The sequence below is a fragment of the Gramella jeungdoensis genome (assembly GCF_023805255.1).
GTDB classification, from domain to species: Bacteria; Bacteroidota; Bacteroidia; order Flavobacteriales; family Flavobacteriaceae; genus Christiangramia; species Christiangramia jeungdoensis.
This window is the reverse complement of record NZ_JAMSCK010000007.1, coordinates 96026-115324: the sequence shown is the minus strand read 5'-3', so window position 1 is coordinate 115324 and position 19299 is coordinate 96026. Positions and strand designations below refer to the sequence as shown.

The following is a 19299-nucleotide window of genomic DNA, read 5'->3' as shown; positions in this document are numbered from 1 at the left end:
AATCTCTTTTGGTTGATTCTGCATTTAACTAAATTCAGGAATCTTCAGGATTGTTATGAAAACACCGCTGCTTGCTTTTAATGAAAAGGGGATCTATTGCGCACAGGCCGATGTTTACCTGGATCCCTGGAAGCCGGTAAAAAAGGCTATTATCTCCCATGGGCATGCCGATCATGCCCGCTGGGGGCATCAAAAATATATCACTCATAACAGCAATGTTCCAATTATTAAACACCGCCTTGGCGATATAGAGGTAAGCGGTAAAGAGTGGAATGAAACATTTACGATCAACGGGGTGAAATTTTCCTTACACCCGGCAGGCCATATTATTGGTTCCTCGCAGATAAGGGTAGAGTATAAAGGAGAGGTTTGGGTCTTTACAGGGGATTATAAAACCGAAGATGATGGAGTGGCCGTGCCCTACGAGCCTGTGAAATGTCACACTTTTATCACCGAATGTACCTTTGGGTTGCCGGCCTTTAAATGGACCCCGCAGGAACATGTAATGCGGGATATTAATACCTGGTGGCAGCAGAATAAGGATGATGGAAAGACCTCAGTTTTATTCGGTTATTCTTTAGGGAAAGCCCAGCGTTTGCTTAAACACCTGGATACTTCAATCGGAAGTATATATACTCATGGGGCTATAGAGAATATGACAGAAGTTTTAAGGCCACAGGTTGATTTTCCGGAAACCACCCGCATCACGAAGGAAACAAAAAAAGAAGAAATTAAAGGTAATATCGTGCTTGCGCCGCCCAGCGCTCATGGATCTACCTGGATAAGAAAAATGGTTCCATATGTAACAGCTTCTGCCAGTGGCTGGATGACCTTCAGAGGAGCCAGAAGGAGAAGGGCTATCGATAAAGGCTTTGTGCTGAGCGATCACTGTGACTGGCAGGGATTGCTTGAAGCTATTAAAGAAACAGGTTGTGAAAAAGTGATCTGTACCCATGGATATACTGATATCTTTTCGAGATTTCTGAGGGAGCAGGGTTATGACGCACGTACGGAAGATACCCAGTATGAAGGAGAAACCGGTCAGTTGGAAAGTGAAAATGAAAAGGAATCGGCATGAAGGCATTCGCGGAATTAATAAAAACCCTGGATAGCACCAATAAGACCACCTTAAAGGTAGAGGCGCTGACCGAATATTTCAGGAAGGCCCAGCCAAAAGACAAGGTGTGGACTATCGCCATTCTAAGCCATCGAAGGCCGCCGCGCCCTGTTAACACAACTTTGATGAGAGAATGGGCTTCTGAACTGGCCGGGATTCCACTTTGGCTCTTCGAGGAATCCTATCATATCGTAGGTGACCTGGCAGAAACCATCGCTTTGGTGATCCCTCGGTCTGAAAAGTCCACAGAAAAAAGTCTTAACCAGTTTCTTCAGGAAATCATCGATCTCAAAAAGAAGCCCGATGAAGAAAAGAAAGAATACCTGTTTGAGAACTGGCTCAATCTTAATTATTATGAGCGCTTCGTCTTTACAAAGCTCATCACCGGGAGTTTCAGGATAGGGGTTAGCCAGAAACTTATGACCAGGGCGCTTTCCCGTGCAACAGATATTGATGAGGATATACTTGCCTATAAAATGATGGGTAACTGGGAGCCTTCAAAGATATCCTTCAATAAACTTATTCTTGAGGAGCATGAAGAAGATTTTCTTTCAAAGCCCTATCCTTTTTACCTGGCTTATGCGATAGAAGATGAGCCGCATTCCCTGGGGGATGTGGCAGAGTGGAGTGCCGAACATAAATGGGATGGTATCAGGGCACAGGTCATAATCAGAAATGACGAGCTTTTTGTGTGGAGCCGGGGAGAAGAACTTGTCACAGATAAGTATCCCGAATTTGAAGATTTTGTAGGTCCAATTCCCAACGGGACGGTACTTGATGGAGAGATCCTGCCATTTCCAAAAGGGAAGATAGGCACTTTCAAGGACCTTCAAACCCGGATCGGCCGAAAGAATATCACTAAAAAGTTGCTGGAAAAGACTCCTGTTATTCTTAAAGTCTATGATATCCTGGAGTGGGATGGAGATGATATCAGGGAGCTGGCCTTTGAAAAACGCCGGGACATCCTGGAACGACTTTATGCTGAGGTGTCTTCAGAAGAATTTCCGCTGCACCTTTCTGAGACCATTAGTTTTAAGAACTGGCAGGAAGCGGCCGCAGAAAGGGAAAATGCCAGGGAGGTAATGTCTGAAGGCCTGATGCTGAAACGTCTTGATTCACCTTACCTGGTTGGAAGAAAAAAAGGCGACTGGTGGAAATGGAAAGTAGAACCGCTGACTATAGATGCCGTCCTTACTTATGCCATGAGAGGTCATGGAAGGAGGAGCAATCTTTTTACCGATTATACTTTCGGACTCTGGGATGAAGAAAAGGAGGAGCTGGTGACCTTTGCCAAGGCATATTCCGGGCTTACAGATAAGGAATTCCGTCAACTGGATGCATGGATAAAGAGAAATACGCTGGAACGATTTGGTCCGGTTAGAAGCGTCACACCGCATCATGTCTTTGAGATCGCCTTCGAAGGAATTGCCGAGTCAAAAAGGCATAAGAGCGGGGTGGCAACCAGGTTTCCCAGAATATTGAGATGGAGAACCGATAAGAAGATAGAGGAGGCCAATACTCTTGAGGAATTAAGGGCTCTTATTCCGTGAACCATAGACCTCACAGGTTTTTGAAACCTGTGAGGTCTAAGTTCTAAATTTTAGAAAAAAATTAATAAAACCGGGTTTCGGTTTGGTATTTAAGTTGTAAAAATTTTTGTGTTAGTTTTTAATTTTTCTGTGAAATTTAAATAGGTATTGTTATGAGAACCAGGATTCTATTACTGATGCTTATATTGAGCTTTGCAGCATGCAACGCTCAGGACAAGGAGAAAAAGAATGATGATCTAAAAGCTGAAACTGACAAATCTGCCATCCCGAAGGGCAGCTGGAAAGTTGATAAGGAATTTGATGAAAATGGCAATTTGATCAGTTACGATTCCACTTATATCTATTCATATAGTACGGTGGAAGGAGACAGCATTTATAATGAGGATGTTGATGAAATTTTTAAAAATTTCAGACAATTCTTTCATAACCAACAAATGAGCGGCCATTCGGGTTTGATGAATTCTTTTTTAAATGACAGCCTGTATGGGGAACCTAATTTCTTTGAAGATGACTTTTTCAGCAACCGGATGATGTCCAGACATTTTCAGGAACAGATAAGGCAGATGGATTCGATGAGAAATGAATTTTTAAAACAACATTATCCGCAGTTATATAAGGAAAACCAACAAAAACTCATCCCGAGGGAAGAGGGAACTCAAAATGGAACGATTTAAAAAAGTTTAATCAAAAGCAGGCAACCTTCAAAATTTAAATTTTGAAGGTTATTTTTTAATCTGGACTGATTGGCAAAAAAAGGAATGAACAAAAACGAACTTATTGGACTTGCAGAAGAATGGTTTGCCGATCAGCAATGGAAACCCTTTAAATTTCAGAGAGATACCTGGGAAGCTTATCTTCAAAAGAAAAACGGCTTGCTTAATGCGCCAACAGGGAGCGGAAAGACCTATGCTCTCTGGGTTCCCATAGTACTGGATCATATAAGGAAGAATCCAGATTTCAGGACAAAGCATAAAAAAGGGCTTAAGGCGATCTGGATCACTCCGCTCAGAGCACTTTCAGTAGAAATAGAACAGGCGGCGAGCAGGTTTGCCGAGGAGCTTGGGACTCACCTCACAGTTGGAATAAGAACTGGAGATACTTCCCAAAAGGAAAGGGCTGCGCAGAAGAAAGCTATGCCCGACCTGCTTATTACCACTCCCGAAAGTTTGCACCTTTTGCTCTCTTCAAAGAATTATCAAAAGACTTTCAAAAACCTTCAGGCTATTGTGATAGACGAATGGCATGAACTTCTAGGAACCAAAAGAGGAGTACAGGTGGAACTGGGGCTGTCAAGACTTAAGACCATTGCAAAAGATCTCAGGATCTGGGGAATTTCGGCAACTATTGGAAATCTTCAGCAGGCAAGAGAGGTTCTACTGGGTCCGGAGTCAGAGGCTCTTAAGAATTCTGTAATGATAAAAGCGAACCTGAAGAAGAAAATAGATGTCATGTCTATCATTCCGGAGAAGATGGAGAAGTTCCCGTGGAGGGGGCATCTGGGATTGCATCTTATTGATGAGGTGGTTCCTATCATCAAAGAATCCAGGACTACGCTCTTATTTACCAATACCCGGTCGCAGTGCGAAATCTGGTTTCAGAAGCTTATGCATAAATATCCTGAATTTGCGGGGGAAGTGGCGATGCACCACGGAAGTATCAATAAGGAGACGCGGCTTTGGGTTGAGCAGGCGATAAGGAATGAAAGCCTAAAGGCCGTGGTTTGTACTTCCAGCCTGGACCTGGGAGTTGATTTTGCTCCGGTTGAGACAATTGTGCAGATAGGCGGTCCAAAAGGAGTGGCGAGATTCCTTCAGCGTGCTGGCAGGAGTGGGCATCAGCCTGGAAAGGTAAGCCTTATTTATTTTCTGCCTACACATGCCATTGAACTTATCGAAGCTTCAGCCCTGCAAAAAGCGGTGGAGAAAAAGGCTGTGGAAGACAGGGTGCCTTACCTGATGAGTTTTGATGTGCTGGTCCAGTATTTAAATACCCTGGCGGTTTCAGATGGATTCTATCCAAGGGAGATCTTCCCTGAGATCGCTTCCACTTTCTGCTTTCAGGGAATTACTGAAGAAGAGTGGAGATGGATCCTGAATTTTATCACCAAGGGAAGTCAGAGCCTCCAGGCTTATGACGAATATAAAAAAGTAGAGATCGAGGAAGACGGAAGATTCAAAATAAACAATCGCGGGGTCGCGATGCGCCACCGACTTCAGATCGGAACCATAGTAAGTGATGCCATGCTTGGTGTAAAGTACATGAAAGGTGGTTATATCGGGACTATTGAAGAATGGTTTATCTCGAAACTTAATCCCGGCGATGTTTTCACTTTTGCCGGTCGAAACCTTGAGCTGGTGAGGATCAAAAACATGCAGGTGCTGGTGAGGAAATCTTCAAAGAAAACCTCTAAAGTGCCCAGCTGGATGGGGGGGAGAATGACCTTTTCAGCTCAGATGAGTGAACTGCTTCGGGAGGAAATGTATACGGCTGCGACCCTTAAAAAAGGAAAAAAGAGAACCAGGGAACTTTCAGCTCTTGCTCCGATATTTAAAAGGCAGAAAAAGGAGTCGGTAATTCCCAAAAATGATGAGTTTCTCATCGAAACTTTTAAAACTAGGGAAGGCTATCATGCAGTATTTTATCCATTTGAAGGGAGGTTTGTACATGAAGCCCTGGGAAGTTTACTGGCATACAGGATTAGTCTTTTGTCACCCATAAGTTTTTCCATTGCTTTTAATGACTATGGATTTGAACTTTTATCAGACCAGCCTATCGATATGCAGCAGGTGATAGATAATGACCTTTTCAGTGCCGAATATCTGATGGACGACCTATACAAAAGTCTCAACGCAACCGAAATGGCCCGGAGGAAGTTCAGGGATATTGCAGTGATTGCCGGACTTGTCTTTGCCGGTTATCCCAATAAACTTGTAAAAAGCAAACACCTTCAGTCTAATTCGCAATTACTCTTCAGTGTTTTTAGAGATTATGAGGATGATAACCTGCTTTATCGCCAGGCATTCAGGGAAACTTTTGAACATCAGCTGGAAGAAGGTCGTCTAAGACTTGCTTTGGAAAGAATCGCTAACCAGAAAACAGTCTGGAAGGAATGTGAAAAACCAACTCCTTTCTCATTTCCAATAATTACTGACAGACTACGTGAAAAGCTTTCATCCGAAAAACTGGAAGACAGGATAAGGAGAATGCTACAACAGTTGGAAAAATAACTATTAGTCCCTTAACTGCTTGTTGAGATAATGTCTCACCAGTTCGGTTGTCACTCCAAAGGCGATATGTGCGAACAGCTCATTCATCTGCATTCTAACAGGCACGTCAGTAGGTTTGGGTTCAAGTCCCATTATTGGTAAAGAAGTTTCATGGGTTGACGCCCATGTTGTGGCTCCAAAAATCACTCCGTCCATGGGTCTTAAGCCTTTTCTGTCTTTTTTACCATAACCATAAGCCGCTCCAAGGGATCCTCCAACAGGGAGGCTAACCAGTTGTTCGGCCAAAGCTTCATTTTGAGTGCTAATGGGTGTACCGGTGATCTTTGTGGAAAGATCATCCATTACCTTGATCTGGGCCGATCTTTGCTCCACTTTTCTAACCGGAAGAAATTGTTCGATAAGATTTTTTACTGCTGTACCGGCAAGACCGCCTACAAAACCGGAGATAAGGCTGCGGCCGGTTTTTGAAATATAGGAGTCACTTTTCAGAAGGCTGTTCATACTCATGATCTGTTTCATTTTAGCCTAATAAAACTATTTATTCAGCATGTTTTCTCCAATCATTTAACAAGTATTTGGCATTGCTCATTCAAAATCGATATTTTTGAATATGAGCCAGAAATTAAATACCGCCTTTATTCAGGCCAATCTTCATTGGGAAGATCCTGAAGCCAACAGAAGTCTTTTTTCAGAAGAGATAAATAAGTTATCTGATAGTGTAGATCTTATTGTCCTGCCTGAAATGTTCACCACAGGTTTTAGTATGAATGCTGAAAAGCTAGCTGAACCTACAGAGGCCGAAACCCTGAAATGGCTGAAGGAAAAGGCTAAATCAAAGGATGCCGCTATCACCGGCAGCGTGATCATTACCGAAAATGGAAATTATTATAACCGCTTGTTCTTTGTTTTTCCTGACGGTTCTTATAAACTTTATGATAAGCGACATACGTTTACCCTCGCTAAGGAAGATGAGACTTACACAGCGGGAAAAGAACGGCTTATCGTAGAATATAAGGACTGGAAGATCTGTCCGTTGGTCTGTTATGACCTTCGCTTCCCGGTTTGGGCCAGGAATACTGTAGATTATGATCTTTTGATATATGTAGCCAACTGGCCAGAAAAAAGGGTGAAAGCCTGGGATGCTCTCTTAAAGGCAAGGGCAATAGAGAATATGTGCTATTGCATTGGCTTGAACAGGACAGGTGAAGATGGTGATGGTTATATTTATAATGGGCATTCCGCGGCCTATGATGTACTGGGTGATGAACTTACCGAGCTAAACAGGGAAGATGAATTCACCGCAGAGATAAGCCTGGATAAAGAAAGCCTTTATGAAACAAGGAAGAAACTGAAATTCCTCCAGGACAGGGATAAATTTAATCTAGAATTATAGCCTCGTTAATATCCCAATTGGCACGCACTTCCAGTGTATCTGAAAAATACTTTATTTGCTCCGGTTGTATCTTTTTAAGATAACTTCCCGTATCCCATTTTCTGTTCTCATTAGTATCAAAGATCACGCGAACAAGATAATTTCCGGGTTTAAGGAACTGAAAACTGAAGTTGCGGGAGTTTTCAGAATACTGCTCTGCCAGCACTTCTCCCTTGGTATCGGTAAGTTGTACTATTACTGGGAAAGACTCTATATTCTGAAAATTAAGGATAATCGTCCCGTAATCTGAAAGTGCTTTAGTCCGTACATTCTGCTGAATGGTATCATTAGTCTCTTCAAAAAGATCTGTAATGGCGCCTGGGAACGCGGTGATCTGATATCTGTTTGCAGGGGTTTTATCAAATTTCACAAGGATCTCATTCCTAAGTGGATTGAACGAAGTGCTGAAAGGAACTTCCATAGAATCCTGGTCAAGGATCTTTACAAGATCTTCACTATAATCAATAATAGGAGTATTTGCCTTGAATTTGAAATCCTCATTCATTCCGCCACCTTCGGTAGATACTTTAAGCGAATCTCTGTCCAGTGTACTTAGTCTGGCAAGCAGTGTATCCCTGGTTTTCGGGCTTGTCACTTCAAAAGAAAGGCTATCAGATTCAGGTTTTATATTGTACCAGTAATAGAGGGTGTCAGTTTTAGGATCTTTTATGACCCTTGATTTATATCCTTCTGGCTTCTGGTTGATTAAATCTATGGATAGGCTGTCCAGGTCTGGGCTGCCTTCATATCCAAAGAGGATCTGATTTCCCTTAAAATAGGCGGGTCGCTTTGGGTCGAACTCAAGTTCTTCCTTGAAAACGGTTAATTCATAGGTGCTGTCAGTAGGAATTGTGATATTCTGTGGTATAAATCCTATTTTTTCACTTTTAGGGTTATAGAGATAATTGGAATTCTTATCCATGATTCCCACCATGCGGTAAGTACCTTCCTTCAGGTTTTCAAGCGAAAAAGTAAAGGTGCTATCCTGGGAATAGGTCACATATCTAGGAGTTTCTTTGAAAACGATAGAATCGGTATAAGAGGTATCCACTTCATATAACATTACTGTTACAGGCTCTTTTGGAGCTTTTAGGCTGGCGTCTTTCACTGTTCCTGAAATCTGGAGAGAATCGATATAATCTCCTGTAGAGAATACATATTTGAAATAATCAAAGGGATTTCCTTCGTTATTGTCCACTATGCTCTTTCCAAAGTTTATGGTATAGGTGGTGTTCTCTTCCAGGGTATCAAAGATCTCGATTTTCACATCCTTCCTGGCAGTTCCCAAAGGCATGATATTGGGCTTGGGATCCATGGGAGGAGAAACTATAATTTGTTGCTGCGGCTTATCCAGCTTGATATATTCGTCAAAAAAGATCCTTATTTCCTCTGCATCGAAATTGGTAGTATAATTCTCAGGATTCGCCCTTATGAATTTAGGTGGTTCTTCATCTATAGGGCCACCTTCGGGCATTCCTTTCTTAGCACACTGCACCAGAGTGAAAAGCATTAAGATGACAATTGTAAAACCGGGTACCTTTTTTTTCATAGAGGAAAAATGAAAACTTTTAGCAAAGAAACAATTATTTTGAATTACAACGCAAAGCTTAATCTGTAATTGCCATGGTGGCAAGACTTAGTTCCACTCCTGGGATTTCCAAAAGCTTATGAGCGCAGGCTTCCAGGGTGGCTCCTGTGGTGACCAGGTCGTCAACTATTAAAATATGCTTATTGAAAGCCTTCTCCGTATTCTGAATATCCAGTGTTTCCTCCAGTTTACCCCATCGCGATAACCTGTCCTTAAAAGTCTGGGACTGAGTTTTACTGATCTTTAACAGGATGTCATCGTAATATTCTGCATTGATTGCTTTCGCTATTTCCTTTCCAAAGTCCTCCACCTGGTTAAAACCTCTCTGTTTCAGTTTGGTTTTATGAAGAGGTACGGGAATTACGATATCTATATCCTGATATTCCGGGATGCTAGAAAGTTCTTCTCCCAGCCATTTCCCAAGATAGCTTCCAATCTCGCGATGCCCTCTGTACTTGAGGTCATGGATAAGATGCTGTACTCCGGCTTTTTTTCGGAAGTGCATCAAAGCGGTAGCGTTCTTTATCTTTACACGACCATAAAATACTTTTTTTACAGGGTTCTCGTTATCAAGGTGGTACTTCGTTATGGGAAGATCATGCAGGCAGGAAGTACAGATGATATGTTCATTTTTTAATAAACTAGCTTCACAAATGTGACACACCGGAGGATAAAGAAGATCGACAAAATCGTGAAACATTTGTTAAGGGCTTGTATCTTAGCTTTCTAAACATATAAATTTACAAACTAAATATACTTAATTATACTTATGATGACAGAAAAGAAAAACAATACCGCATTGAAGGTTTTAACCGGTATTCTTGCTGTAGCCCTGGTTGCGCTTAGTATTTATACCATTAAATTCTATAATGAGGAAAAAGAAAATAAAGAGATTCTACAAAAGGAAAAAGCGGTGATCGAAGATGAACTCAACGAGCTTATCGTGAAATACGATGAAGCTATTGAGGAAAATGAGATCATGGATCAGGACCTGGTAAATGCCAGGGACCGTATCTCCAGATTGCTTGATTCGGTTAAGGATAATGAGGCAAATCTTGTGCTTATTTCCCGATACAGGAGGGAGATAGGGAATCTTAAAGCTGAAAAAGACCGTCTTTTCAGAGTGGTTGACAGTTTAAGTGCCCAGAACCAGCAACTCACCAGTTCTCTTGACAGTACCAGTGTAGCGCTTGAAGAGCGTACTAAACTGTCCGATTCATTAAAAACCACCAATCAGAGTCTTTCGACCAAGGTTGATAAGGCTTCGAGATTGAAAGTCACCAGTCTTTCCGGAGGCGGGGTAATCGTAAGGAATAGTGGTAAACTTGTTGAAAATGATAATAACAGAAGAGTAGACCAGATAAGAACCTGTTTTACCCTTACGGCTAATGACCTGGCAGAGCCAGGTGAAAAGAACATGTATGTTCAGGTCTATAACCCCGAAAATGAACTGGTTGGAGACGAGATCGTAGTTCAGCACGAGGGAGGAACCATGGTTTACAGTGCGGCATCAAAAGTTTATTATGAGAATGAAGAACTTGATGTTTGTATCCTCGCCAATACGATAGAAGATAGATTACTGGAAGGTAATTATAAGGTATATGTTTATAATGACGCCTTACTGCTTGGAACGGCAAGTTTTAGTCTGGATTAAACTTAAATTTATAATTTGAAGGCCGCCTTGAGATAATTCAGGGCGGTTTTTTTATTTTTGCGCCATGGCAAAACAAGAAGATCTTTTTAAGAATGTAATCTCCCATGCTAAAGAGTATGGGTATATTTTCGCCTCGAGTGAAATCTATGACGGACTAAGCGCCGTTTATGATTATGGGCAGAACGGAGCAGAATTAAAGAAAAACATCAAAGAATACTGGTGGAGAAGCATGACCCAGTTGCATCAGAACATCGTTGGTATCGACGCAGCGATCCTTATGCATCCAACCACCTGGAAGGCTTCGGGTCACGTAGATGCTTTTAATGATCCATTAATTGATAACAAGGATTCAAAAAAGCGTTACAGAGCTGATGTTCTTGTAGAAGATCATGCTGAAAAACTGCTTCAGAAAGCCGAAAAGGAAATTGCCAAAGCAAAGAAAAGATTTGGTGATGACTTTGATGAGGAAATGTATAAGGAGACGAATCCCAGAGTACAGAGATATCTTGGAGATCGAAAAGAGATCCTTGAGCGGTTGGCACGTTCGCTTACTAATGAAGATCTTGCCGATGTAAAAGCCCTGATCGAAGAACTGGGGATCGCCGATCCCGAGACAGGATCAAAGAACTGGACAGAAGTAAGGCAGTTCAACCTTATGTTTGGTACCAAGCTGGGAGCTTCGGCCGATTCGGCTACTCAATTATACCTTCGTCCCGAAACCGCACAGGGAATCTTCGTGAATTTTCTGAATGTTCAGAAAACCGGGAGGATGAAGATACCATTCGGAATCGCACAGATAGGAAAGGCTTTTAGAAATGAGATCGTTGCGCGACAGTTCATTTTCAGGATGCGTGAATTCGAACAGATGGAGATGCAATTCTTTGTGCGTCCCGGAGAAGAATTGGAGTGGTATGAGAAATGGAAAGAAACTCGACTCAAGTGGCATAAATCACTGGGCCTTGGCGAAGAGAATTACCGTTTTCATGACCATGAGAAACTTGCACATTACGCCAATGCAGCGGCCGATATAGAATTCGATTTTCCATTCGGATTTAAGGAGTTGGAAGGGATACATTCCAGGACTGATTTCGACCTGAAGGCTCATGAAGAGTATTCAGGAAAAAAATTAAGGTTTTATGATCCTGAACTCAAGGAGAACTATGTTCCTTATGTAATTGAGACCTCTATAGGTCTGGACAGGATGTTCCTTGCCGTACTTTCTGCTTCCCTCAAAGAAGAAGAGCTTGAAGACGGAAATACTAGGACGGTACTTAAATTACCAGCGGTGCTGGCTCCAACGAAGGCTGCGATACTTCCATTGGTGAAAAAGGATGGATTGCCTGAAATGGCACAGAAAATAGTTGATGATCTTAAATGGGATTTCAATGTGCAGTATGATGAAAAAGACGCTATAGGTAGAAGATACCGTCGCCAGGATGCTGCGGGAACTCCTTTATGTATCACTGTAGATCATGAATCACTGGAGGACAATTCTGTTACCGTGAGGTTCCGGGATACTATGGAGCAAAAAAGAGTTCTGGTAACAGAGCTTGATGCACTTATCAGGAAAGAGACAGATTTCAAGACCTGGATGAAAGATTTTGCTGAATAAGAAAACGAATTCAGCTTTTTATGAGTAATTTAAGAAGGGCAATCGATTTATTCATTGCCTTTTTTTATTCGGTTTATTCCAAGATTGCCTATTTTTAATGAATTATTGAAGCACATCCCTACATGATGAAAAAATTACTTTTCCTTTTTACTTTCAGCATAGTTTTTCATCTTACCTGTTTCGGGCAGAAACAGGAAAAAGCAGGCCCTGTGTATATAGATTCCGCAAAAGCGGTTTTGTCAGGCTCACTATCTAAGTCAAAGCTGGTACCACCCTCTACTGAATTTAAAATATATAATCCCCGGAACAGGGGTATCAACCAGGTGGTGCCGGGGAAAGGACTGCCAAAGACGGAAGATCCTGCTCTGCAAAACAAGATGGGTGAGATAAAGGCCAGAACGCCGATCATTACGTTTGACGCGGCTATTTCCCAGTCTACTCCTACCGATCCTACTGGTGTTGCTGGACCCGATCATTATGTGAATGCCTGGAATTCGGCATTCTCAATTTGGGATAAAAGCGGAAACCAGGTCGTGCCGCCTGCTTCCCTTGCCAGTATTGGAGGAGAGTTTGAAGGAGAGATCCTTGGTGATCCTATCGTTGTTTATGATGAGGCAGCAAACAGATATATTATTAGCCAGTTTAGCGATACTCCAGAAAGTTTTCTTATTGCTGTTTCCCAGGGTCCTGACCCTGTAAATGATGGTTGGTATACCTACAGATTTACTACCAATGCAGTTTTGCCCGATTATCCCAAAATGTCGGTGTGGGGTGATGGATATTATATAACCACCAATAAGAATTCCAGGACGGCCGATGAAAGTCCGGTGGTGTATGTGGTTGAAAGAGATAAAATGCTTCAGGGAGAAACTGCCCAGATTGTATCCTTTCCGTTGCCGGGAATAGAGACAAATGGTTTTTACAGTCCTGCAGGCTTTCAGACGATTGGTCCCGACCTTCCTCCACCTGGAAATTCACCTATTATTTTCCTTCAGGATGATTCCTGGGCAGGAGTTAATGAAGATCATTTAAAGATCTGGCTTATAAATGTTGACTGGAACAACCCTGGCTCTTCTGTGATATCTGAAAGCCAGGAATTGTCAGCTGCCGATGGGGTATCACCATTCATTGCCACATTTGATGGGGGCTCTTTTTCCAATCTGGCACAACCTTTTGATGCTCCCGATTTGGATGCTTTGCAGGCCACCATGATGTATATGACCCAGTACAGAAGATTTGCCGGCTATAATTCGGTAGTGATGAATTTTGTGGTTGATGTGGATCCTACCGCTGCTGAACATGCAGGGATCAGATGGTATGAGTTAAGGCAGCAGAGTGACGGTGGGTTGTGGAGTGTTTACCAGGAAGGAACCTACGCTCCCGATAAGAGGGACAGGTTTAGTGGAAGTATAGGTATCGATGCACGGGGGAATATTGGTCTTGCATATACCGTGCTTGATGATAGTCCCGCCGATCCCGTTGCTCCTTCTTTACGATATACTGGGCGCTTTGTGAACGATCAACTGGGGTTAATGACACTCGAGGAACAATCAATTGTGGAAGGTGAAAGTCCCGATCCTAATTCCCGATATGGTGATTATGCTCATTTGAGTATAGATCCTTCCGATGGTGTTACTTTCTGGCATAACGGTGAAGTATTTAGAGGAAATCAGCGAGTGAACAAAGTCGGGGTTTTTAGAATTGCCGCAGACGAGCCTAATGATATTGGTGTTACATCATTGCTTACTCCGCAGGATGCCACATTAACTTCTTCTGAAGTGATAAGTGTTCGTATAAGAAACTTTGGGACTAATGCGCAATCTGATTTTGAAGTGAGCTACAGCATAAATGGAGGGCCTGAGGTAACCGAAACTTTTGAAGGATCGATTGCTGCTTCCAGCTTTGCCGAATTCACCTTTGAGCAAACTGCCGATCTTTCTGAAATTGGCGAAATATACACTATAACTGTTTCCACAAACCTGGAAAATGACTCGAATCCTGAAAATGACACCATTGAAGAGCAAGTTAAGAACCTGCCACCACGTGATGTTGGGGTGACCTCTATTGATGCTCCATCAACAGGTCAGAGTCTTGGAGGTACTGAAGAAGTGACCGTAACCCTTGAGAACTTTGGGGGTGAGCCTCAGCAGGGATTCCCGGTCACCTACCAGATAGGAAATAACGCTCCAGTAAGAGAGGTGTTCAATCAAAGCCTTCCCGTAGGGGAAGAAGCCGTTTTTACCTTCAATCAAACCGCAAGTCTGGAACCTTTCGGGAGATACCGAATAACTGCCCGCACCAGACTGGAAGATGATTTTGACCCTTCTAATGATTCTGAAACCAAATCGGTGGCTAATCTAAACTGTATACCCGAAGGTTCAGACTGCTCCTTTGGAGATGGGATCTCGTATTTTGAACTAGGGGATATTTTGAATGAGCGTATTCCCTGCGGTGACGGATATATAGACTTTATTGGTGAGTCCACAGATCTTGATAGATCGCAGGGAGATTTTACGCTTAGGGTACAGTCTTATTTTGCTGAGGATGATGCCGAACAATTCTCGATGTGGATAGACCTTGATGATAATGGTGTGTTTGATGATGAGGAAAGGCTCATCACCTCTGAAGTGATCAACAGGAAGAATACCTGGTTGTCTTTTGATTTCAGCCTTCCCGCAGATGCGCCACTGGGTCAGCATTTGCTGAGAATACGTGCCGGGGATACCCGCTATGATGGTGATCTGAACGATCCCTGCTCGGTGATGCAATATGGCACCACACATGATTATTCGGTGAACGTGACCGATAGTACCATCGACATTGAGGACTTTATCCTTAACGAGGCAGAACTTGCCGTGGTGACTGTAGGAAGTGGCCAATACCGGGTAATCATGGAAACAAGTTTTGACGAGCCTCTAAGGATTACCGTTCATAATGTGCTGGGCCAGAAAATGCTTGAAAATCAGCTTTTCAACGAAGGCGAAGGATATGTGTATGAGCTGGATATGTCGTATGCTGCACGGGGTGTCTATCTGGTAAGGGTTGGAACCAGGAAAGTAGGTAAAGTGGTGCGCTTTATCGTGAAGTAAACATCGGTACTTTTAATTTCGTTTTTTTCTGCTTATAAACTGGATCGTGGACTTGTATTTAGTTCAGATAGCTTTATTTTTGGGAAAATTTGAAGTTTTATGACCATCATTTCTTATAACGTAAACGGTATTCGCGCCGCTATACGTAAGGGCTTTTTAGAGTGGCTGCAGCAGGCCAATCCGGATATAGTTTGTATACAGGAGATCAAAGCTCATCCCGAGCAGCTGGATCTTGAAGAATTCGAAAAAGCTGGTTACCCCTATCATTACTGGCATCCCGCCCAAAAGAAAGGCTATTCAGGAGTCGCAATTCTCAGTAAAACAGAACCTAAGAATGTTGAATATGGAACCGGCATAGACCATATGGATCATGAAGGCCGTAATATCCGTGCCGATTTTGAGGATTTTTCGGTAATGAGTCTTTACCTGCCTTCAGGAACCAATATTCAGCGCCTGGAACATAAGTTCAGGTTCATGGACGATTTTCAGGAATATATTGACGAGCTAAAACAGGATATTCCTAATCTGATCATCTGTGGCGATTATAATATCTGTCACGAGGCCATTGATATTCATGATCCGGTAAGGCTTAAGAATGTTTCGGGATTCCTTCCTGAAGAGAGAGCCTGGATAGACAGCTTCATGAAAAGCGGCTTTATAGATTCTTTCAGGCATTTCAATGATGAACCACATCAGTATTCCTGGTGGAGCTACCGAGCCAATGCCAGGAATAATAATAAGGGGTGGAGGATAGATTATAATCTGGTGGCAGAATCGCTAAAGGATCGCATGAAAAGAGCCGTAATTTTGCCTGAAGCATACCATAGCGATCATTGTCCCGTTCTTGTAGAAATAGAATAAACTTAATTATGAAAATCAAAGCAATCGTTTTTTTAGCAGGTTTGATCTTATTGAACTCCTGTGTTTCAGCCAAGAAATATGATGAACTTGAAAGCAGAACTGCAGCTCTTCAGCGCGAGAATCGTGAGATGAGCGGAGAACTTGAAGATTTTAGGCGTTCAGACGAACAACTTAAACAGGAGCTATCAAATCTTCGTACAGATTATGAGACCATCACCACAGAGCGCAATGATCTTATGCAAAAGCTGAATACGCTGAGAAAGAATTACGAAAGCCTGGAGAAATCATATGATGCATTAGAGCAGAACAGTTCCGCGGCTATAGCTGAAAATTCAAGGCAGAACAGGGAATTGCTCGCTCAGTTGGATGAGAAAGAAGCAGCTTTGATACAGGAAAAGAACAGGCTCGAGAAACTTGAAAAAGATCTGGCTATAAGATCTCAGAGAATCGATGAGCTGGAAAGTGTTATCGCTGCCAAGGATGCTAAAATGAATGCACTTAAGGAAGCCGTTTCCAATGCGCTCACCAATTTTGAAGGCAAAGGCCTTAGCGTGGAACAAAGAGGTGGAAAAGTGTATGTTTCAATGGAGAACAAACTTTTATTCGATTCGGGTAGCTGGGCTGTGAATGCTGAAGGAAGAAAAGCGGTGAAACAACTTGGATCTGTACTTGCCGAAAATCCGGATATCGCGGTTTTGATCGAGGGACATACAGATAATGTCCCTTACGGAGGAAGCGGACAGTTAAAAGATAACTGGGATCTTTCTACCAAAAGGGCCACTTCCATTGTACAGATATTAAGAGAAAATCCAAATATAGATCCGCAGAATCTAACAGCCGCCGGGCGAGGTGAATATGCTCCTGTGGCCCCAAATGATTCTGAAATAGGGAGAGCAAAAAACAGAAGAATTGAGGTGATCCTAACGCCAAAGCTGGATGAGATCACCAGAGTTCTGAATGAAATTGATTAATACATGAAGTATAGCAAACTGCCGAACACCGATTTAAAAGTAAGTAAGATATGCCTGGGTTCCATGACCTGGGGACAACAGAATACCGAAGCAGAGGGACACGAACAAATTGATTATGCGCTGGATCGTGGTGTGAATTTTATAGATACCGCCGAGATGTACAGCGTGCCTGCGAAACCCGAAACTCAGGGCAGTACCGAAGAGATTATAGGAACCTGGCTAAAAAAGACAGGTAGGAGAGGCGATGTTGTGATCGCTTCTAAAGTAGCCGGTCCAGCAGATATGGTATCGCATATTCGGCCTGATCTTGGCTTTCATAAAAAGGCAATTGAGGATGCTATACATAACAGCCTTAAAAGATTACAGACAGATCATATAGACCTTTATCAGCTGCACTGGCCCGAAAGAAATACGAATTATTTCGGGCAACTGGGTTATGACCACGATCATGATGAAGAGTGGGAGGATAATTTCAGGGAGATCCTTGAAAACCTGAAACATTTTATTCTTCAGGGAAAGATCAGATATATCGGGCTTTCCAACGAAACACCTTTCGGGTTGATGCGTTTCCTGGAAGAGAGCAAAAATGACCTTCCTCGAGTTGTAAGTGTTCAAAACCCCTATAACCTGTTGAACCGTAAAGATGAAATCGGTCTAACGGAGATTTGTCTCAGGGAAAAGGTGGGACTTCTGCCATACTCACCCTTGGGTATGGGAACGCTTACAGGAAAACATCTTAATGGAATTCAGAAGAACAGCCGGTTGGATCTTTTTCCCCAATACAAAAGATATTCAAACGATGAGGCGGTAGAAGCCACCAGGAGTTATAAAGACCTGGCAGATAAACATGGATTAAGCCTTACCCATCTTGCACTGGCGTTTGTAAATCAGCAGCCTTTCGTGACCAGTAATATCATAGGAGCTACCAGTATGGATCAGTTAAAAGAAAATATTGATAGTATCGATGTTGAGCTTTCGGAAGAAATTCTGAAAGAAATAGATGAGATCCATAAAGCTATCCCGAACCCGGCTCCTTAGTAAGCCGATTGTACAAGACTTTCGTGGATGAACATAGAACGGTCCAGACTGTCTCTTACGTGAAACCAGTCGGCAGTTTTTCCCTGTACAAATAAAAGTTCACCGTAATTTCCGGTCTTTAGTATTTCTGAATTATTGGAGGCCGGTTTATTCCGGAAATTGGCTTTCTGTGAGATCACCTTTAATCTGGAAACGATTTCATCTTCGCTTTTGGGCTCTTCAAGCTCTTCGGTCTGGTAAACAAACCCCAAGGGATCAAGAGCACCGTACCTTCTTTTATAGATCCCGAAATGCAGATGGGGCGGAGTAGATCTTGCGTTGCCCGTGTTACCTACAAAACCAAGTGTATCACCTTGTTGTACTCTTTTAAGTCCCGGTTTTATACTGTCCAAGTGAGCATAGTATAGTGAAAGTTTGCGCTTACTGTCCCTTAGCCATATTTGTTTGCCTCCCAGGCCTTTTTCTCCCGTGAAACCAACCCGGCCGGCAGTCGCAGCTATAACAGGGGTCCCTCTCTCAGCAAAAATATCAATACCCTTATGATCTCTTTTTCCTCCTTCACGCATATCACCCCAGTAACTGCCTATATCTGAATTTTTACCATTCAAAACAGGAAACAGATAGGCGGGATTCTTCTGGATTTTTATAGTGAATGCTGTGTTGGCTTCGATTTCGGGTTGAAGTACCAGTTTATATAAACCCTTCTCCTGTATTTCGAATTTTAAGGATCTTTGTTCCGGCTTTCCGACAGCTATTTCTTCAAAACCTTCATTTTCTTCTGAAAATTTCCTGTATAATGATGAAAAAATCAGGGTAGAGTTTGTGTCCGTTTCTATTTGGGCATCCAGAACCTCGCCCGGCATCAGGTATATTTCGTAAGAATATATAGCAAAATTCCTGGGTTTTAACTCTCCGCTTTCAGAATAGGGTAATTCTATTTCTATGCTGTCGCGTAAGGCTTTTTCAACTCTGCTTTCCCATATTTCAAATATCTCATCAGAAATATCTTCTTCCTTTTTATAGCGTTCCTTTTCTGAAAGTCCGGTAATAAGATCTTCGGCCTTTTCCAACTGGGAGCAGGAAAGGATGAGAAAAGCGAAAAAGAAAAAGAAGAGTTTTAATCTTTGCATATTAACCTCAAATTGAGATAAATATACGCA

15 protein-coding genes are annotated in these 19299 nt (G+C 42.5%); 11 read left to right on the top strand and 4 right to left on the bottom strand.

Annotated features, from left to right (window positions below):
- Positions 1–55: 55 nt before the first annotated feature.
- The 4 genes from NE848_RS16385 (at position 56) to NE848_RS16370 (ending at position 5894) form a co-directional block, all read left to right on the top strand.
- Positions 56–1078, top strand: coding sequence for a ligase-associated DNA damage response exonuclease (locus tag NE848_RS16385; RefSeq protein ID WP_252115682.1), 1023 nt, complete (start codon positions 56–58; stop codon positions 1076–1078).
- The gene (locus NE848_RS16380; RefSeq protein WP_252115681.1) at positions 1075–2667 is read left to right on the top strand and encodes an ATP-dependent DNA ligase; all 1593 of its coding nucleotides are present in this window, start codon (positions 1075–1077) and stop codon (positions 2665–2667) included. Before NE848_RS16385 ends, NE848_RS16380 begins: the two co-directional genes overlap by 4 nt.
- A gap of 152 nt (positions 2668–2819) precedes the next feature.
- Entirely contained in the window at positions 2820–3341 is a 522-nt protein-coding gene (locus NE848_RS16375; RefSeq protein ID WP_252115680.1) for a hypothetical protein, read from the top strand.
- 84 nt (positions 3342–3425) lie between these two features.
- A complete protein-coding gene (locus NE848_RS16370) occupies positions 3426–5894 on the top strand; it encodes a ligase-associated DNA damage response DEXH box helicase (RefSeq protein ID WP_252115679.1) in 2469 nt (822 codons plus the stop codon).
- Between the two features lie 3 nt (positions 5895–5897).
- Here the strand turns inward: NE848_RS16370 and NE848_RS16365 are convergent, their stop codons facing one another.
- The gene (locus NE848_RS16365) at positions 5898–6413 is read right to left on the bottom strand and encodes a DUF1440 domain-containing protein (protein WP_341482793.1); all 516 of its coding nucleotides are present in this window, start codon (positions 6411–6413) and stop codon (positions 5898–5900) included.
- Between the two features lie 91 nt (positions 6414–6504).
- On the opposite strand from NE848_RS16365, the gene NE848_RS16360 reads away from it, so the two are divergent.
- On the top strand, positions 6505–7287 hold the full coding sequence (locus NE848_RS16360) for an amidohydrolase (protein WP_252115678.1): 783 nt from the start codon (positions 6505–6507) through the stop codon (positions 7285–7287).
- Here NE848_RS16360 and NE848_RS16355 read toward each other — a convergent pair.
- Positions 7271–8875, bottom strand: coding sequence for an Ig-like domain-containing domain (locus tag NE848_RS16355; protein WP_252115677.1), 1605 nt, complete (start codon positions 8873–8875; stop codon positions 7271–7273). The genes NE848_RS16360 and NE848_RS16355 overlap by 17 nt on opposite strands.
- A 58-nt stretch (positions 8876–8933) precedes the next feature.
- A complete protein-coding gene (locus tag NE848_RS16350) occupies positions 8934–9614 on the bottom strand; it encodes a ComF family protein (protein ID WP_252115676.1) in 681 nt (226 codons plus the stop codon).
- Positions 9615–9683: 69 nt separating this feature from the next.
- On the opposite strand from NE848_RS16350, the gene NE848_RS16345 reads away from it, so the two are divergent.
- The 6 genes from NE848_RS16345 to NE848_RS16320 all read left to right on the top strand — a co-directional run bounded on the left by NE848_RS16345 (position 9684) and on the right by NE848_RS16320 (position 18139).
- Complete coding sequence (locus NE848_RS16345) at positions 9684–10568, top strand: hypothetical protein (protein ID WP_252115675.1); 885 nt, start codon at positions 9684–9686, stop codon at positions 10566–10568.
- A 64-nt stretch (positions 10569–10632) separates the two neighbouring features.
- A complete protein-coding gene (locus NE848_RS16340) occupies positions 10633–12180 on the top strand; it encodes a glycine--tRNA ligase (RefSeq protein WP_252115674.1) in 1548 nt (515 codons plus the stop codon).
- A gap of 125 nt (positions 12181–12305) precedes the next feature.
- Positions 12306–15269 (top strand): GEVED domain-containing protein, encoded by a 2964-nt coding sequence (locus NE848_RS16335; protein WP_252115673.1) that lies wholly within the window; start codon positions 12306–12308, stop codon positions 15267–15269.
- 99 nt (positions 15270–15368) lie between these two features.
- Positions 15369–16130, top strand: a complete 762-nt coding sequence (locus NE848_RS16330) for an exodeoxyribonuclease III (RefSeq protein ID WP_252115672.1) — start codon at positions 15369–15371, stop codon at positions 16128–16130.
- Between the two features lie 8 nt (positions 16131–16138).
- A complete protein-coding gene (locus NE848_RS16325; protein WP_252115671.1) occupies positions 16139–17101 on the top strand; it encodes an OmpA/MotB family protein in 963 nt (320 codons plus the stop codon).
- Positions 17102–17104: 3 nt separating this feature from the next.
- On the top strand, positions 17105–18139 hold the full coding sequence (locus tag NE848_RS16320; RefSeq protein WP_252115670.1) for an NADP(H)-dependent aldo-keto reductase: 1035 nt from the start codon (positions 17105–17107) through the stop codon (positions 18137–18139).
- Here NE848_RS16320 and NE848_RS16315 read toward each other — a convergent pair.
- Positions 18136–19269: a M23 family metallopeptidase gene (locus tag NE848_RS16315; RefSeq protein ID WP_252115669.1), complete on the bottom strand. Its 1134-nt coding sequence runs from the start codon at positions 19267–19269 to the stop codon at positions 18136–18138. The genes NE848_RS16320 and NE848_RS16315 overlap by 4 nt on opposite strands.
- Positions 19270–19299: the final 30 nt, after the last annotated feature.

What these genes read in the sequence shown, in the direction of transcription:
- NE848_RS16385 (WP_252115682.1), top strand. Translation starts at nt 56, where the DNA reads ATGAAAACACCGCTGCTTGCTTTTAATGAAAAGGGGATCTATTGCGCA.
- NE848_RS16380 (WP_252115681.1), top strand. Translation starts at nt 1,075, where the DNA reads ATGAAGGCATTCGCGGAATTAATAAAAACCCTGGATAGCACCAATAAG.
- NE848_RS16375 (WP_252115680.1), top strand. Translation starts at nt 2,820, where the DNA reads ATGAGAACCAGGATTCTATTACTGATGCTTATATTGAGCTTTGCAGCA.
- NE848_RS16370 (WP_252115679.1), top strand. Translation starts at nt 3,426, where the DNA reads ATGAACAAAAACGAACTTATTGGACTTGCAGAAGAATGGTTTGCCGAT.
- NE848_RS16365 (WP_341482793.1), bottom strand. Translation starts at nt 6,413, where the DNA reads ATGAAACAGATCATGAGTATGAACAGCCTTCTGAAAAGTGACTCCTAT.
- NE848_RS16360 (WP_252115678.1), top strand. Translation starts at nt 6,505, where the DNA reads ATGAGCCAGAAATTAAATACCGCCTTTATTCAGGCCAATCTTCATTGG.
- NE848_RS16355 (WP_252115677.1), bottom strand. Translation starts at nt 8,875, where the DNA reads ATGAAAAAAAAGGTACCCGGTTTTACAATTGTCATCTTAATGCTTTTC.
- NE848_RS16350 (WP_252115676.1), bottom strand. Translation starts at nt 9,614, where the DNA reads ATGTTTCACGATTTTGTCGATCTTCTTTATCCTCCGGTGTGTCACATT.
- NE848_RS16345 (WP_252115675.1), top strand. Translation starts at nt 9,684, where the DNA reads ATGATGACAGAAAAGAAAAACAATACCGCATTGAAGGTTTTAACCGGT.
- NE848_RS16340 (WP_252115674.1), top strand. Translation starts at nt 10,633, where the DNA reads ATGGCAAAACAAGAAGATCTTTTTAAGAATGTAATCTCCCATGCTAAA.
- NE848_RS16335 (WP_252115673.1), top strand. Translation starts at nt 12,306, where the DNA reads ATGAAAAAATTACTTTTCCTTTTTACTTTCAGCATAGTTTTTCATCTT.
- NE848_RS16330 (WP_252115672.1), top strand. Translation starts at nt 15,369, where the DNA reads ATGACCATCATTTCTTATAACGTAAACGGTATTCGCGCCGCTATACGT.
- NE848_RS16325 (WP_252115671.1), top strand. Translation starts at nt 16,139, where the DNA reads ATGAAAATCAAAGCAATCGTTTTTTTAGCAGGTTTGATCTTATTGAAC.
- NE848_RS16320 (WP_252115670.1), top strand. Translation starts at nt 17,105, where the DNA reads ATGAAGTATAGCAAACTGCCGAACACCGATTTAAAAGTAAGTAAGATA.
- NE848_RS16315 (WP_252115669.1), bottom strand. Translation starts at nt 19,269, where the DNA reads ATGCAAAGATTAAAACTCTTCTTTTTCTTTTTCGCTTTTCTCATCCTT.